Genomic DNA, 13,241 nt, shown 5'->3' with positions numbered 1-13,241 from the left:
ATTGTCAATATGCGCGCCCCTTCAAATCTGTTAAGAAGGGGCCCTAAAACGACTAGGTTGTAACTGGCTGCTTTTGATTTTTTTGACCAGCACCACCATTCGGAGTGGTGCTAAATTGGAACCGCAAAACGTCCTTGTCGAGTTCCACATTGACACGACCACCGTCGACCAGACGTCCGAATAAAAGCTCGTCAACCAAAGCTTTTTTCAGGTGTTCGTCCACCGTTCTTGCAAGCGGGCGAGCCCCGTAAACTTTGTCGAAACCTTTTTTCATCAGCCATCTCACCACATCTTGGGATACGTTCATTTCTACTTTTTTCTGAAGCAGAACCATACCAAGTTCATCAACGAATTTCTGAGTGATTTTTAGGACCATGTCATCAGAAAGATCGCGGAAAGAAACCACGGCATCCAAGCGATTGATAAACTCCGGAGCGAATGTTTTCTTGATCGCATCCATCGACAGCAAACTGCGACTTTCTTCGACCAATCCAATCGTGCCGCGAGCTGTTTCAGCTGCGCCCGCATTGGAAGTCATCACGATCACCGCATTTTTAAAGTCAGCGACACGGCCATTGCTGTCGGTCAAGCGACCCGCATCCATCACCTGCAAAAGGATGTTGTTGATATCTGGATGAGCTTTTTCAATTTCATCTAGCAACAACACACAGTATGGGTGTTTGCTAACGGCTTCTGTTAAAAGACCGCCCTCTTCATACCCCACATATCCCGGAGGAGCTCCCACTAAACGAGAGACCGCGTGTTTTTCCATGTATTCACTCATATCGAAACGTTCAAAGTGAACACCCATAATTTGAGCCAGCTGACGGCAGACTTCCGTTTTACCGACGCCGGTAGGGCCGGTGAACAGGAAGCTTCCGATGGGTTTGTTAGGGCGACCGAGTCCACTGCGCGCAAACTTAATGCTGGCAACCAGGCGATCGATAGCATCATCTTGTCCAAAAATAAGAGCTTTTAATTTCTTATCTAGATCACGCAGCTGAGTTTTTTCTGTCGAAGAAATCGTTGCAACGGGGAGTCCCGTCATTTTCGCAATTGTCTCTTCGATTTCATTTGTATCTATATTGATTTCTTGCGTTGTATTGTCTTTTAAACGGAAGTGAGCTCCAGCTTCATCTAAAACGTCGATTGCCTTATCGGGGAGAAGTTTTCCATGAATATGCTTTTGTGATAGTTCTACGGAGGCACGCAAAGCTGCATCCGTGTATTTCACATGATGGAATTCTTCGTAAGATTTACGAAGGCCCGTCAAGATTTTCACGCAATCTTCATTAGAAGGTTCGTTGATGTCGATTTTTTGGAAACGACGATTTAACGCACGATCTTTTTCAAAGTATTGACGATATTCTTGGTGAGTAGTTGAGCCAATACAGCTGATTTCGCCGTTAGCCAAGGCAGGTTTCAACAAGTTTGAAGCATCCATGGAGCCGCCGCTCGTGGCACCCGCTCCAACGATCGTATGAATTTCATCGATGAAAAGAATAGTGTGCGGTCTTTTTCCGATTTCTTTTACGACTGCTTTGAGTCGGCCTTCAAAATCACCTCTAAATTTAGTACCGGCAAGAAGGCCCCCTAAATCCAAAGAATAGATCACGGCGGATTTCAATTTTTCAGGCACATCGCCAGAAACAATCTTTTGGGCAAGACCCTCAGCGACTGCCGTTTTACCAACACCGGGTTCGCCTATTAATAGAGGATTGTTTTTAGTACGACGGCAAAGAACTTGGATCGTTCTTTCTAAAACATCTTCGCGACCGATTAGAGGATCCAATTTTCCAGCTTTGGCTTTTTCGTTTAAGTTTACGCAGAAGCTTTCAAGCGGGGAGCCGCGACCTTCTTCGAAGGACTCTTGATTGAATTCCGTTGTCCGAGGTGCTGCTGATGGGGGAACCTCGTGGTCCTTCCCATCTTTGGTGATCCCGTGAGAAACATAATTAATAATATCGAATTGCGAAAGACCTTGGCGAGCCAAAGCAAATGTTGCATGGGAATCTTGTTCATAGAACAAAGAAATCAAAAGGCTGCCTTCGCTAATTTGATTGCGACCCGCACTTTTCATTTGAATCGCGGCTCTTTGAATCAATCGATGGCAAGCCAGAGTAAACTCGGGATTCCAAGAATCGAATCCACCATAAGAGCCCAGTTGCTCATCGGTGATTTGCGGAATTCCGACTTTAAGATGTTCCCGCAGGTCTTGGCGAAGGCGTTGCACATTGACTGCGCACGCTTCAAGGATTTCCACCATGACTGGGGATTCCGAGAGGACCAGCAAGATATGTTCAAGGGTTACGAACTCGTGGCGATGACGTTTTGCGAGTTCAGTTGCTTCCGCTAGTTTTCGTTCAAGCTCGCGGCTCATCATGGTTCCTCCTCCAGTGTGCTCTTAAGGGGATTCTGATTAAGTTGGGCGAATTGGTTCACTTGCATCACTTTCATCTCAGCTATTTCTAGACTATAGACTCCAGCGACACCTGCGCCTTTCTTATGTACATCTAACATGATTTTCGTCGCTTCTTCTTCTGATTTTGCAAAGAACCGACGCAATACAAGAACGACAAAGTCCATAGGGGTATAGTCGTCGTTCAAAAGGATCACCTTATACATCTTCGGAGTGTCTAGTTTTGGGATTAACTGGACCCCAGCTTCGCCTTCAGGTGATGAAAAAGGATAGTTGCCGTTTTTATTTCCGTTATCTTCAGCCATAGACTTCATTCTACTCCTTGTCTCATAATGGGCACGATTTTGATGAAGGCAAGTCTAGGCGAGAATAAAAAGCTAGCGGTAAGTCGTGTCTCAAAACCGTTCGGTTAAATGTTCGATGGAAAAACAAAAAATAGTTTCTATGAAGTCACTTTGATGAAGATGACTTGATTTCGAGTTTTAGCTTTGACACACTATTGTCGATAAGCATTAGGCGAATGAAACGGTTTCTTAAAATAAAAAGATCAATGGAGGTCTTAAGTGAAAAGAACTACTAGAACGTCCCAAGCGGGTTTCTCACTCGTGGAGTTGATGGTCGTTGTTGCGATCATCGGTGTGTTGGCTGCAATCGCAGTACCAGCAGTTAACAAATACATCGCGAAAGCGCGTCAATCAGAAGCAAAGACAAACTTGGCTTCATTGTATACTTCAGAAAAAGCATTCTATGCTGAGTATACAACTTTTGATCCTCGTTTTGCAGCGATCGGTTATTCTCCAGAGGGGCAACTTCGTTATAACGTCGGTTTTGCTTCAGGTACGAATGCGGGTCCGACAAATGGTTACAATGGTACTCCCGCAAACGCGTATATGCAGACTTATGACTACTGCGGTAAAAGGGGCGCAATGTCCAACGGCTGTTCTCTGCTTCTTGGAGCTACTGGTGCAGAAAACCTGCTGAAACCGACTGGCAAAACATCCACTGCAACCACATTTATCGCTGGAGCCGTTGCGATTGTTCATAGCGGTGGACCAGCGACGGGCGACCAGTGGTCAATCAACGAAACTAAATACTTGAGAAACGACTCTTCAGGTATTCCATAGGTTTTGCAGTGTTCATAGGAAATCAGAAATTTAGTATTTATCAAGAAAGAATCCCAGGTGTCATACTTGGGATTCTTGCTTTATTAATGGTGGTTTCAACCCAGTCTCGATTGGCACCTCCAGTCATTCCTAAGTCGGTATACATTGCTCCCCCGCCGATGTTTGAGCATTTTACATTTGGTTTTAACGAAGTAATGGCTGACAGCCTTTGGATTCGTCTCTTGCAGGATTTAGATTATTGTGAACAGTCCATTGCAGAAAACACTTGTAAGAATGATTCCTGGCTGTATCACATGGTTGATACCGTGACGAATCTTTCTCCCGATTTTCGCATTGCTTACGCGGTAGGCGGACTAGCACTTACCGTTTTAATAACAGACATCGATGGTGCAACGAAAATTTTTGATAAGTCTGTGAAGGCATTTCCAAAAGATTGGCCAATTTTATACAGGGCAGCCTATCACTATTTGTATGAAGTTAAAGACAATAAAAGGGCAGCCGAGCTTTTGCTGATGGCTGCTGATAACGGGGCTCCTCCGTGGACTCGGACTTTGGCAGGCAGATTATATACTGATTCAGGAAATGTTGATTTAGCCGAAAAGCTTCTTCAAGACATGAAATCCTCAAATCAAGACCCTCATCTGATTAAACGATTAGAGCAAAAAATTGAGAGTATGAAAGCTCGATATAAATGAGCAAACGGCATTTTTGGATTACATTGATTCCTGTTGCGTCCGTCGTGTTCCTAATCCTTTTTTTTATTCCGGGACTTGGTGAAGCTATTTTTAGTATTGATGACAGCACTTTGTTCACGCAAAGTTTTCTGCGCAATAACTGGAGCTGGGATTCATTTAAAGTTCTTATCACTCCAGGTTATTCTCCTGATTTCTATCCATTGCGTGACTTAAGCACGTGGATAGATTGGACGTTTTCTAAAAATATAGATGTCGACACTACTATTCCCAAAATCCAAAATTTGCTTTGGCTCATAGGTATCGGAATACTTACCTTTGTTTTTTTAAAAAGAATTACGAGTCAGGTCTTTTTTAGCCTAATTATGTCTTGTGCTTGGTTTCTCCATCCTTTTCATCTTGAATCACTTCATTGGATTTCAGCTAGAAAAGATTTGATGTCTTGGTTTTTTATTCTTTGCAGTGTCTTATTTGTTCAAGATTATTTCCAGGCTAAGTCTCGTCTGGATAAATGGAATTTGCCTTTGGCGACTTTAATGTTTTGGTTCAGCCTCTTGTGTAAAGCGGGATTTCTGCTGCTTCCATTTTCACTTCTCGGCTGGATTTTATTTTGTACGGTTTTTTACAAAAACAAGTTTTCGAAATCATTTATAGTTTGGACTGGAATTGGGTCTGGTATTTCTGTTCTTTTCGTATTACTGAATTACTGGAATTATACTGAAAATAATTATATGCAGATGACTGAGACTGGTTACATCCGTTTTTTGTCTGTTATGTCAGCCCTTGGGCGAAATTTGCTAGGGATAGTTGTTCCTTACTACAACGCAGTGGATGTTGAGCCATGGGGGGGGTGGTACTTTTACAATAAGAGTTTCGCGCCGCTTGGAATAGTAAGTATTATTGGTTTTGTTGGCATGATTAGCTATGCCGTATGGAAAAGAAACAGCCGTGCAATCTTATTATGCGCTATCATTTTGAGCATTTTGGCAATGACTCCAGGATTTAATCCGCAACACAGGAATTTTTACTCCATTCGCTATTTTGAGCCAGTGTTTTTTGTTTTGTGGATAGTCCTATGCATTCGGTTGAACCAAACCAAACGAGCTGTGCAGTATAGTATACTTTTATTGTTCGGTTTCGGTGTCGCGCATGCAAGTGATGCATGGAGCTGGCAAAGTAATCTTGATATGACTCGAAAAAGTCATTCCATTTCTCCTCAGGATCCATCTCTAATGGGAATGCTGCTCCTTGAGTATTATAATCAAGATTCATGGGGCCGTCTCAACAAAGAAGAGACGGCTGCCTATCATGCGCTATTTCGTCAAACTGTTGCGGAATGTGTCTATGCGGAAAAAACCAATGGAAGATGTCTGGCTTTTCTTGCACATGTCACGGAGCTGGCGGAGGGGACGAAAACTCCAAAGGAAGAGTTACCGAATCTTCTTGAAAAAGGCTTGATGAAGTCTATTGAAATCAAAAAACAAGTTTTTTCGGAGGTTTCTGAATCTGAAATTGCATGGAGTGTGTTTCGCTATAAGATGACAATTGGTGAATTTGATCTGCCTTCTCTTCGAAGTTATTTTGCCAATCATAAGTATATATTCGACGATTTTACCCGTGTCAGATATTTAATTTATCAATGTTTAGAGGTAAACCCAGCCCATTCCCAAAAGATATACCGCGAGTGGTTATCGCAGTCCGTAATAGCCCAGCGTGAAGTTCACGAGTTTATCCAAGGATTACGACATGAAAACCTACGTGACACCGCCAAAAGCTGCTTATATTCAAAGAAATGATCTAAAATCGTACGATTCTTAAAATCCGCGTTTGACGAATCCCAATGAAGCACCATATTTTGATGACTTAAAATAGCGCATATTGTTAATGGCGGATTCACATGGCTCGAAGAGACTTTTACGAAATTCTAGGCGTCGAAAAAGGCGCGGACCAAGACACTATTAAAAAAGCTTATCGCAAGTTGGCGATGCAGTATCATCCTGACAAAAATCCTGGGAATAAAGAAGCCGAGGAAAAGTTTAAAGAAGCGGCTGGCGCTTACGAGGTTTTAAGTGATGCTCAAAAGCGAGCTCAATACGATCGCTTCGGCCATGATGCGTTTACAGGTCGTGGTGGAGGAGGTGGCTTCCAAGATACGGAAGATATTTTCTCTCATTTCGGTGATATTTTTGGTGACCTGTTTGGTGGAGGGGGTCCTCGTCAACAACGTCGCAATCGTAATGAGCCACGTAGAGGTTCTGATCTTCGTTACGTAACAGAGATTTCTTTGAAAGATGTGATCTCTGGTTTGGAAAAAGAAATCGAGTTCGACACCGATGAAAACTGCAAAGTCTGCAACGGTAGCGGCGCGGAGAAAGGTACTCATCCAGAAACATGCCATACTTGTGGCGGCTCAGGGCAGGTCGTTCGATCTCAAGGTTTCTTTGCAATGGCTTCAACATGTCCGACATGTCACGGTCAAGGGACTGTGGTAAAAAACCCTTGTAAGCCATGTAAGGGCAAAGGTCGCACATCAGTTCATAAAAAAATCCGTTTGAATATACCTCCTGGTGTAGACACAGGTACAAGACTGCGCGTAGCTACCGAGGGTGAAGGCGGCTATATGGGTGGTCAACCCGGCGACCTATATGTAGAAATTAGAGTCAAAGCCCACAACAAATTTGAACGTCGTGGTGATGATTTGATCGGCGATCTTTCGGTCCCATATATCCAGATGCTTCTGGGGGGTGAGGTTGAGGTTCCGACAGTCACAGGTAAAGCGACAGTTGAAATTCCACGGGGTTGTGAAAACGGAGACAATGTGAAGTTGTCTGGAGAAGGATTGCCATCGCTTCGAGGGAGCCGTCGCGGTGATATTTACTATCACGTCAGCGTAGAATTCCCTGACAAGCTAAGTAAGGATGAAGAAAAGCTTCTTCGTGAAATTGCCAAGGAAAAAGGCCTGAAGGTGAGCGCCGCAGGCAAGAAGTTATTTGGATAGTATTCAACATGCTTTGAAAGTTTACGATCCTTGGTTTGTGCATTGCCATCTAAGACCTAGTTGCCTGGCACACTGTCAGAAGTTTTTTTGACCAGATTGAAATAGTTCCTCCTAATGGTTTTTGGGAGGAAGTATGAAGAAAATTTTCTTAGCTGTTTTTAGTTTAGTGACAATTGGCATTTGTCTGCAGGTCAGTGCAGAGAAAAACCCGGTATTGCCGCCGCCCTATGAGACGCCTTCAATTCCGAATCCATCGACTGTTTTAGGGTGGCCTGAAGGAAAAACTCCGGTTGCCCCTACGGGGTATACAGTTTCTGAATTTGCGCGGCTGATCAGTCCTCGCTTTATCTACGTCCTGCCATCGGGAAATATTTTGGTTTCTCAAGCTGACAAGCGTCCCGAAGATGACGGGGAGCATTCTCCGAATACAGTCACCAAATTTAAAATGAATGGTTCCACGATCGTAGAGCAGACGACCTTGTTAAAGAATATAAAACTGCCTTTCGGGATGATAGTACAAAACAACGAACTGTATGTCAGCACTCCCGAAAAAATATTAGCTTATCCATTCGTGAATGAAGAAATATCCGGGGAACCACGCACGGTGGTTGAATTGCCATTTCCTAAGCCGCAGCGCCATTGGACACGTCACATGCTGTTTTCAGCAGATGGCACGAAGCTGTATATTTCGGTGGGATCGGTCTCCAACGTGGGAGAATCGCCGGACCCACTTGATCCGCATACAGCCGCGATCTTGCAGGTAAATCCAGACGGCACCGATCTTAAAGTTTTTGCAGGCGGAGTTCGCAACGCTGTGACAATGGCGTGGGAGCCAACGAGTGGAAAATTATGGGCTGTAGTGAATGAGCGAGATGAACTTGGTGACTTCCTGCCGCCAGACTATTTAACAAGCGTTCAAGAAGGCGGTTTTTATGGATGGCCCTATGCGTATTGGGGAAAAAACGAAGATCCTCGGCGTAAAGGAGAACGACCTGATCTGGTTGAAAAATCAATCACTCCCGATTTTGCCGTAGGTGCTCATACAGCTTCAACAGGTTTAACTTTCACCACGGGAACGAAAATGTCTGCCCCTTACACGGAGGGAGCTTTAGTTACTCAACGTGGTTCATGGAATAGTTCTTCGTTGGTGGGATATAAAGTTATTTACGTGCCTTTTCAAAACGGAATGGCAGTTGATGGAGAAAGTGATTTCCTGACTGGATTTATTGCGGATCTCTCGAAAAGCACCGTCTATGGTCGGCCTGTAACGACAGCAATCCTTGCTGATGGAACAGTTCTGGTTGCAGATGATGCTGGAGGAAGAATCTGGAAGGTAACGCCGGCGACACCAGCACGTACAAAAAAATAATGACGTTAAAGACGGCGGGGAGCAGCCCCGCCCCAGTTTAAGATTAATGTTGGTCTCGTGAGGGAGAGTTCATTTCTTTCAAATCTCCATACACATCTTCAAAACGGGGGACGACTCTTCCTCCGTCGGATTCAAAGCGAATTTCTGAGCGACGAATTTCATCCACAGAGTGGAACTGATGGTCTTCTTCGGCTAGAGCTGCCTCGAATCTTGATTCGGCATCTTCGTGGGCAAGATGATATTTTTGAGCGAGCAAATCGATGACTGCTTCTTCGTCACCTTGTGTGGCTTCCAATTCCTCATCCGATATTTCATCCCAACGACGATGAACCATCGCTTTAACTGCATTCCAGTTCTCATTCGGAAAAGATGTTTGTTGCATAAATCACCTCTCCTAACAGTCTACTCCCGTTTGAAAAGCACCAAACGTGTTATTTCTCAAAGATTTATTTGAGAATGCTCAGATATTAAAAACGAAGCGTAGATTTACCTGCCCTTTGTCCTAATTAATCAGCCGTCGATCGAAAGAAGGACTATGATAAGGGTGCTGAATAAGCAGAAATAACGAGGAGGCATTTATGGCAACCCGTGAAAATACCAAACAACCAGCTAGCTCCAGCAGTCGAGATGTATCAGGTTCCCGTGACAGTTTTAAATCCGACAAAAATGCTGTTAGCGGTTCACAAAGTACAAGTTCTAATTCGAATTTCAACTCAGGCACAGATGCTAAAAAAGGAACTCAGAATTTGAATACTTCCAGAAAATCTGGGAGCAGTATGATGGACGATGAAATGGAAGAGTAGTTAGGAACTGGCATTTAGCTTCGCAAGAAGCGTCGCAGTTCCGATCGAGAGGGCCAATTCCAGAAGGTTAGGACTTGGGCCCTCTCGAAGCATATTAAGGGTATGCGGATTTCTTGTCGTCTTTGGCTTTTTCTTCTTTGCTTGAAAATGGTTTTTTCGCTTTTTTATTTGTTGGCGCAGGACCTATACCTTTTTTGCCCAGTTGCTGATCCATTTTGCGTTGAGATTCATCCATGGCTTCTTTTTGATCGGGTTTAATCTCGTTGTTCTCTTCCTCACCATGCGCTGGTTGATTTGCACTGACAGTGATCGGGCTTAAAGCTAATAATAATATCAAAATGTACTTCATAGATTCCTCCGGGATTCATTTTGTACCAGATCGAGGGCAGTGCAAAGGTTGCCAGCCTGCCCCTTGTCGTTTTACAGCTGACAGGGATGCCGTTCGTTGTCATCATGGGTTTTTACTCGAGAGGAGACTGTGATGAAACGCGTAGCTCTTTTAATGTCTTTAATGTTGGTTACAGGCTGTAGTTATTTTCAAAACCGTTATGCGCAAAAGCCTGAAATCGATCTGGCAAAAATTTATTTCCAAGATACCACACCGCTTTCAACCACCATGGTTTTCGTTTTAAGCGTTAAAAATCCGAACAAAATTGATTTCAATGTCGATGAAATGACATATGAAATTCAGTTGGATGGAAAAGAGTTCGCCAAAGCACGCAATGATAAAAAGACAAAAATTCCTGCCGGTGAAACTGCGATGCTCGAAGTTCCATTGCCCGTTAATTTCCTAAAAGCGATGGATGGAATTGCCAAGGTGATTAGCGGTCAAGATGTGGGTTATGAAATCAATGGGAACGCGAAAGTCTCAGGCTTCTCGGTGCCCTTTAATGAAAAAGGCCAATTCAATATGAATGGCCTTAAGAAATAGTCTAAGCTCCGGATTTCCAGGAGTCAGGTTCTAAGCTTTTTTAACGAATTCTGATTTTAAGTTCATTGCCCCGAAGCCATCGATCTTGCAGGAGATGTCGTGACCGTCGCCGCCTTCCTGCAAACGAATGTTTTTAACTTTGGTGCCGACCTTCACAACTGATGAAGAGCCTTTAATTTTCAAATCCTTAATAACAACGACTGTATCGCCATCTTGCAAGATATTGCCGTTGGCGTCTTTGAAAACGCGAGGACCACTGTCCTCCGCAATAACTTCTGTAGAAGTGTGAGCACTCCATTCGTGCGCGCACTCAGGGCAAACCCATAAATTACCATCTTCGTAAATATTTTCAGAACCACATTGAGGACACTTGCTTTCAATACTCATGCGAACAATGTGAAACATAATGCCTTGAGTTTCAACACATAATTCTTACGTCGATGTAAAATTGGCGCGTCGATCAGCGCTTGGCTATTGGCAAAGTGGCAAGTACGGTCATGGTAAAGGAGATTTTGTATGAAAGCTATTTTGCTAATGCTTGTGACTTTTGGAACAGCTCTGAGTGCCTCTGCGGGCTCTATCGTATTGGAAACGAATAACTACCTAAACCCCATTCCAGGGCGAGGTACAAGCTGTACAGCTATGAACGCGGGACGTGAAAAAGATCTTTCAGCTCCTCATATCAGCATCAATGAACTTTTCGTCACGAATAACTCGAATATGAACTTCTATCCAACGCGTCTGACTTTCACGACAGGCGACACAGGGTATGCTTGCACCTACACAGGCCAAGTTCTAAGTGATCTTGGTTTGGAGGCAAATATCCAACCGGGGCAGAGAGCTCAGACGTTCTGCAATATGAAATGCGGAGCAGTTCCATTCACTCATCATCCGAAACCAGGCTATTTGACGGTCTACGGTCACTACAGCAATGGCGAAACAGCTAGTGCTACAGCCGAAATCGAAATGATGAACTAAAATTTTGATTTTCTAGGTGTTACTGCGTCGTCGGCGTAAGAGTGTGCGCCTTCCTTCTGGCTCCTTGATAAAATCAAGATTTCCTATTTGCGTCCAAAGTTATAAAATAGTAGTTTCACCGCGAAATTTAAGTGGAGCGGTGAAACTATGTCTCAAGAAAAAATGATGTATGAATTGATTGGTGGGGAGCCGGTGGTTAGAAAAATCTGCCAGCGCTTTTACGAAGTCATGGATACAATGCCCGAAGTAAAATCACTCCGCGATATGCATCCTGAAAATTTACGTGGTTCTGAAGAAAAACTTTTTATGTTTTTGTCTGGCTGGTTGGGCGGTCCTAATCTTTTCCAAGAACGTTTTGGTCATCCACGTCTCCGCATGCGCCACTTCCCCTTTAAAATCGGAAAATCAGAACGTGATCAATGGATGCTCTGCATGGTTCAAGCCTTCGAAGACGTAGGCGTCCAAGAACCCATGAGAAGCGACCTATTGCATTCACTTCTGAATCTCTCAGACCACATGAGAAACCAACCCGAAGAATAAGCGGACCGCTTACTCAGTGGCTGGTTGGCGAGCCACCGGGGTTGTGAAGAATTTCTTTTGGATATAGTACACTGGAGCGCCGATCATAATGATGACCAGCCCCCACATGCTTTCTTGGGGGCTTGTCCAAAGAGTGTTAATCAGTAACAAGACAGCCAACACCAAAAAGACCACGGGTACGACTGGGTAGCCCCAAGTTTTGTAAGGACGGGGTGCATCTGGCAAAGTTTTTCTGAATTTGAAAACGGATGCGGTGACCAAGGCATAGAAAATCCAAGATGCAAACACCACGTAATCTGTCAACTGATCGAAGGAACCTGAAAGAGCCAAGACGACCGAAATAACAGCTTGAACCAAAATCGATACATACGGTGCTTCAGTTTTAGGATGAAGCTTAGCCAAAGAAGTTAAAAATAAACCGTCTTTAGCCATCGCATAGGGCACACGCGCATTCGTAAGAATCGAACTGTACATTGCGCCGATCGCTGAAAACATCATTGCAATACCTAAAAACAAAATACCTGAAGAACCCATGAAAGTTTCCGAAACTTTCGCGGCAGCCGGCAAAGCTGTCGGATTCACTTTGGAGTTCGCAGTCAGGATTTCATTAAATGGCAAGGCATAAAAGTAACAGTAGTGGATGAGCCCGTATAATCCCAACAGTGCGAAAACACCAACACCTAAAGCCCAGGGAATATTGCGGGAGGGATTTTTGATCTCGCCTGCCACCATTGGCATGTTATTCCAGCCATCGTAAGCCCACAAGGCGGCAAGCAGTGCTGCACCAAATGCACTAAACCCAGGGAATGCGGAACCAGCAGCTGAGATATTTTGGCTGGAGCCGTTTTTAGTAAAGAATAAAACTCCACCGATGATGAACACTAACATCACGACTTTTAAAAAAGTCATGATGGAATTCAAACGACCATTGAATTTCATGTTCATACAATTAAGAGCTGAAAAGAACACGATCAAGATGATCGCAAAACCTTTTTGTCCACCCATCATTTCCAGGTTCATAATAGGAGCGGCAAAAGTTGCGGTTCCTGCAGCATAAGCTGCGATAGTGCCAGGAGCACTGATCCAAAAACGCTGCCAGCCGTAAAGGTAAGCTGGCATTTCACCAAAAGCTTCCTTTAGGTAAACGTATTCTCCACCAGCACGGGGAAACAGGATTCCAATTTCCGCATAAGTCAGTGCCCCAGCCAGGGACAGTAAACCTGCCACCACATAAGCAATTAGCACCCAAGTCGAATTTCCCAAGTACTGCGACATGATGGCCGCTTTTAAGAAAACTCCGGTGCCTAAGATAGTCCCCACAACCAAAGATAACACCGGAATAAAGCCAAGTGTTCTTGTCATCTCATTGTTGTTGGTCATGGGGGTC

15 protein-coding genes are annotated in these 13,241 nt (G+C 44.1%); 9 read left to right on the top strand and 6 right to left on the bottom strand.

Going from position 1 to position 13,241, the window contains the following annotated elements:
• Positions 1-52: 52 nt before the first annotated feature.
• Positions 53-2,383, bottom strand: coding sequence for an ATP-dependent Clp protease ATP-binding subunit ClpA (clpA, locus tag B9G69_RS03005; RefSeq protein ID WP_088616993.1), 2,331 nt, complete (start codon positions 2,381-2,383; stop codon positions 53-55).
• A complete protein-coding gene (clpS, locus tag B9G69_RS03000) occupies positions 2,380-2,724 on the bottom strand; it encodes an ATP-dependent Clp protease adapter ClpS (protein WP_088617301.1) in 345 nt (114 codons plus the stop codon). The genes clpA and clpS overlap by 4 nt, the downstream gene beginning before the upstream one ends.
• 258 nt (positions 2,725-2,982) lie before the next feature.
• On the opposite strand from clpS, the gene B9G69_RS18120 reads away from it, so the two are divergent.
• The 5 genes from B9G69_RS18120 (at position 2,983) to B9G69_RS02975 (ending at position 8,602) form a co-directional block, all read left to right on the top strand.
• Positions 2,983-3,543 carry a type IV pilin protein gene (locus B9G69_RS18120; RefSeq protein WP_088616994.1) on the top strand — a complete coding sequence of 187 codons (561 nt, stop codon included), beginning with the start codon at positions 2,983-2,985 and terminating at the stop codon, positions 3,541-3,543.
• An 8-nt stretch (positions 3,544-3,551) separates the two neighbouring features.
• The gene (locus tag B9G69_RS02990; protein WP_254917054.1) at positions 3,552-4,238 is read left to right on the top strand and encodes a tetratricopeptide repeat protein; all 687 of its coding nucleotides are present in this window, start codon (positions 3,552-3,554) and stop codon (positions 4,236-4,238) included.
• Complete coding sequence (locus B9G69_RS02985) at positions 4,235-6,031, top strand: hypothetical protein (RefSeq protein ID WP_088616995.1); 1,797 nt, start codon at positions 4,235-4,237, stop codon at positions 6,029-6,031. The genes B9G69_RS02990 and B9G69_RS02985 overlap by 4 nt, the downstream gene beginning before the upstream one ends.
• A 101-nt stretch (positions 6,032-6,132) precedes the next feature.
• Positions 6,133-7,233, top strand: coding sequence for a molecular chaperone DnaJ (gene dnaJ, locus B9G69_RS02980; protein WP_265437942.1), 1,101 nt, complete (start codon positions 6,133-6,135; stop codon positions 7,231-7,233).
• Between the two features lie 133 nt (positions 7,234-7,366).
• The gene (locus tag B9G69_RS02975; RefSeq protein WP_088616997.1) at positions 7,367-8,602 is read left to right on the top strand and encodes a PQQ-dependent sugar dehydrogenase; all 1,236 of its coding nucleotides are present in this window, start codon (positions 7,367-7,369) and stop codon (positions 8,600-8,602) included.
• A gap of 43 nt (positions 8,603-8,645) precedes the next feature.
• On the opposite strand, the gene B9G69_RS02970 is transcribed toward B9G69_RS02975, so the two are convergent.
• Positions 8,646-8,984, bottom strand: coding sequence for a hypothetical protein (locus B9G69_RS02970; protein WP_088616998.1), 339 nt, complete (start codon positions 8,982-8,984; stop codon positions 8,646-8,648).
• Positions 8,985-9,180: 196 nt separating this feature from the next.
• Here B9G69_RS02970 and B9G69_RS02965 point away from each other — a divergent pair, with 196 nt between their 5' ends.
• The gene (locus B9G69_RS02965) at positions 9,181-9,405 is read left to right on the top strand and encodes a hypothetical protein (RefSeq protein WP_088616999.1); all 225 of its coding nucleotides are present in this window, start codon (positions 9,181-9,183) and stop codon (positions 9,403-9,405) included.
• A gap of 94 nt (positions 9,406-9,499) precedes the next feature.
• Here the strand turns inward: B9G69_RS02965 and B9G69_RS02960 are convergent, their stop codons facing one another.
• A complete protein-coding gene (locus B9G69_RS02960) occupies positions 9,500-9,754 on the bottom strand; it encodes a hypothetical protein (RefSeq protein WP_088617000.1) in 255 nt (84 codons plus the stop codon).
• 132 nt (positions 9,755-9,886) lie between these two features.
• On the opposite strand from B9G69_RS02960, the gene B9G69_RS02955 reads away from it, so the two are divergent.
• Positions 9,887-10,336 carry an LEA type 2 family protein gene (locus B9G69_RS02955; protein ID WP_088617001.1) on the top strand — a complete coding sequence of 150 codons (450 nt, stop codon included), beginning with the start codon at positions 9,887-9,889 and terminating at the stop codon, positions 10,334-10,336.
• Between the two features lie 30 nt (positions 10,337-10,366).
• On the opposite strand, the gene B9G69_RS02950 is transcribed toward B9G69_RS02955, so the two are convergent.
• Positions 10,367-10,723 (bottom strand): zinc ribbon domain-containing protein YjdM, encoded by a 357-nt coding sequence (locus B9G69_RS02950; RefSeq protein WP_088617303.1) that lies wholly within the window; start codon positions 10,721-10,723, stop codon positions 10,367-10,369.
• Positions 10,724-10,852: 129 nt separating this feature from the next.
• Between B9G69_RS02950 and B9G69_RS02945 the strand changes: the two genes are divergently transcribed.
• Together B9G69_RS02945 and B9G69_RS02940 are read left to right on the top strand one after the other, a co-directional pair.
• Complete coding sequence (locus B9G69_RS02945) at positions 10,853-11,314, top strand: hypothetical protein (protein ID WP_088617002.1); 462 nt, start codon at positions 10,853-10,855, stop codon at positions 11,312-11,314.
• 147 nt (positions 11,315-11,461) lie between these two features.
• Positions 11,462-11,854 carry a group II truncated hemoglobin gene (locus B9G69_RS02940; RefSeq protein WP_088617003.1) on the top strand — a complete coding sequence of 131 codons (393 nt, stop codon included), beginning with the start codon at positions 11,462-11,464 and terminating at the stop codon, positions 11,852-11,854.
• 9 nt (positions 11,855-11,863) lie between these two features.
• Here the strand turns inward: B9G69_RS02940 and B9G69_RS02935 are convergent, their stop codons facing one another.
• On the bottom strand, positions 11,864-13,234 hold the full coding sequence (locus tag B9G69_RS02935; RefSeq protein WP_088617004.1) for an APC family permease: 1,371 nt from the start codon (positions 13,232-13,234) through the stop codon (positions 11,864-11,866).
• Positions 13,235-13,241: the final 7 nt, after the last annotated feature.

The sequence above is a fragment of the Bdellovibrio sp. SKB1291214 genome (assembly GCF_002209355.2).
Lineage (GTDB): Bacteria > Bdellovibrionota > Bdellovibrionia > Bdellovibrionales > Bdellovibrionaceae > Bdellovibrio.
This window is presented reverse-complemented; position numbering and strand designations above follow the sequence as displayed.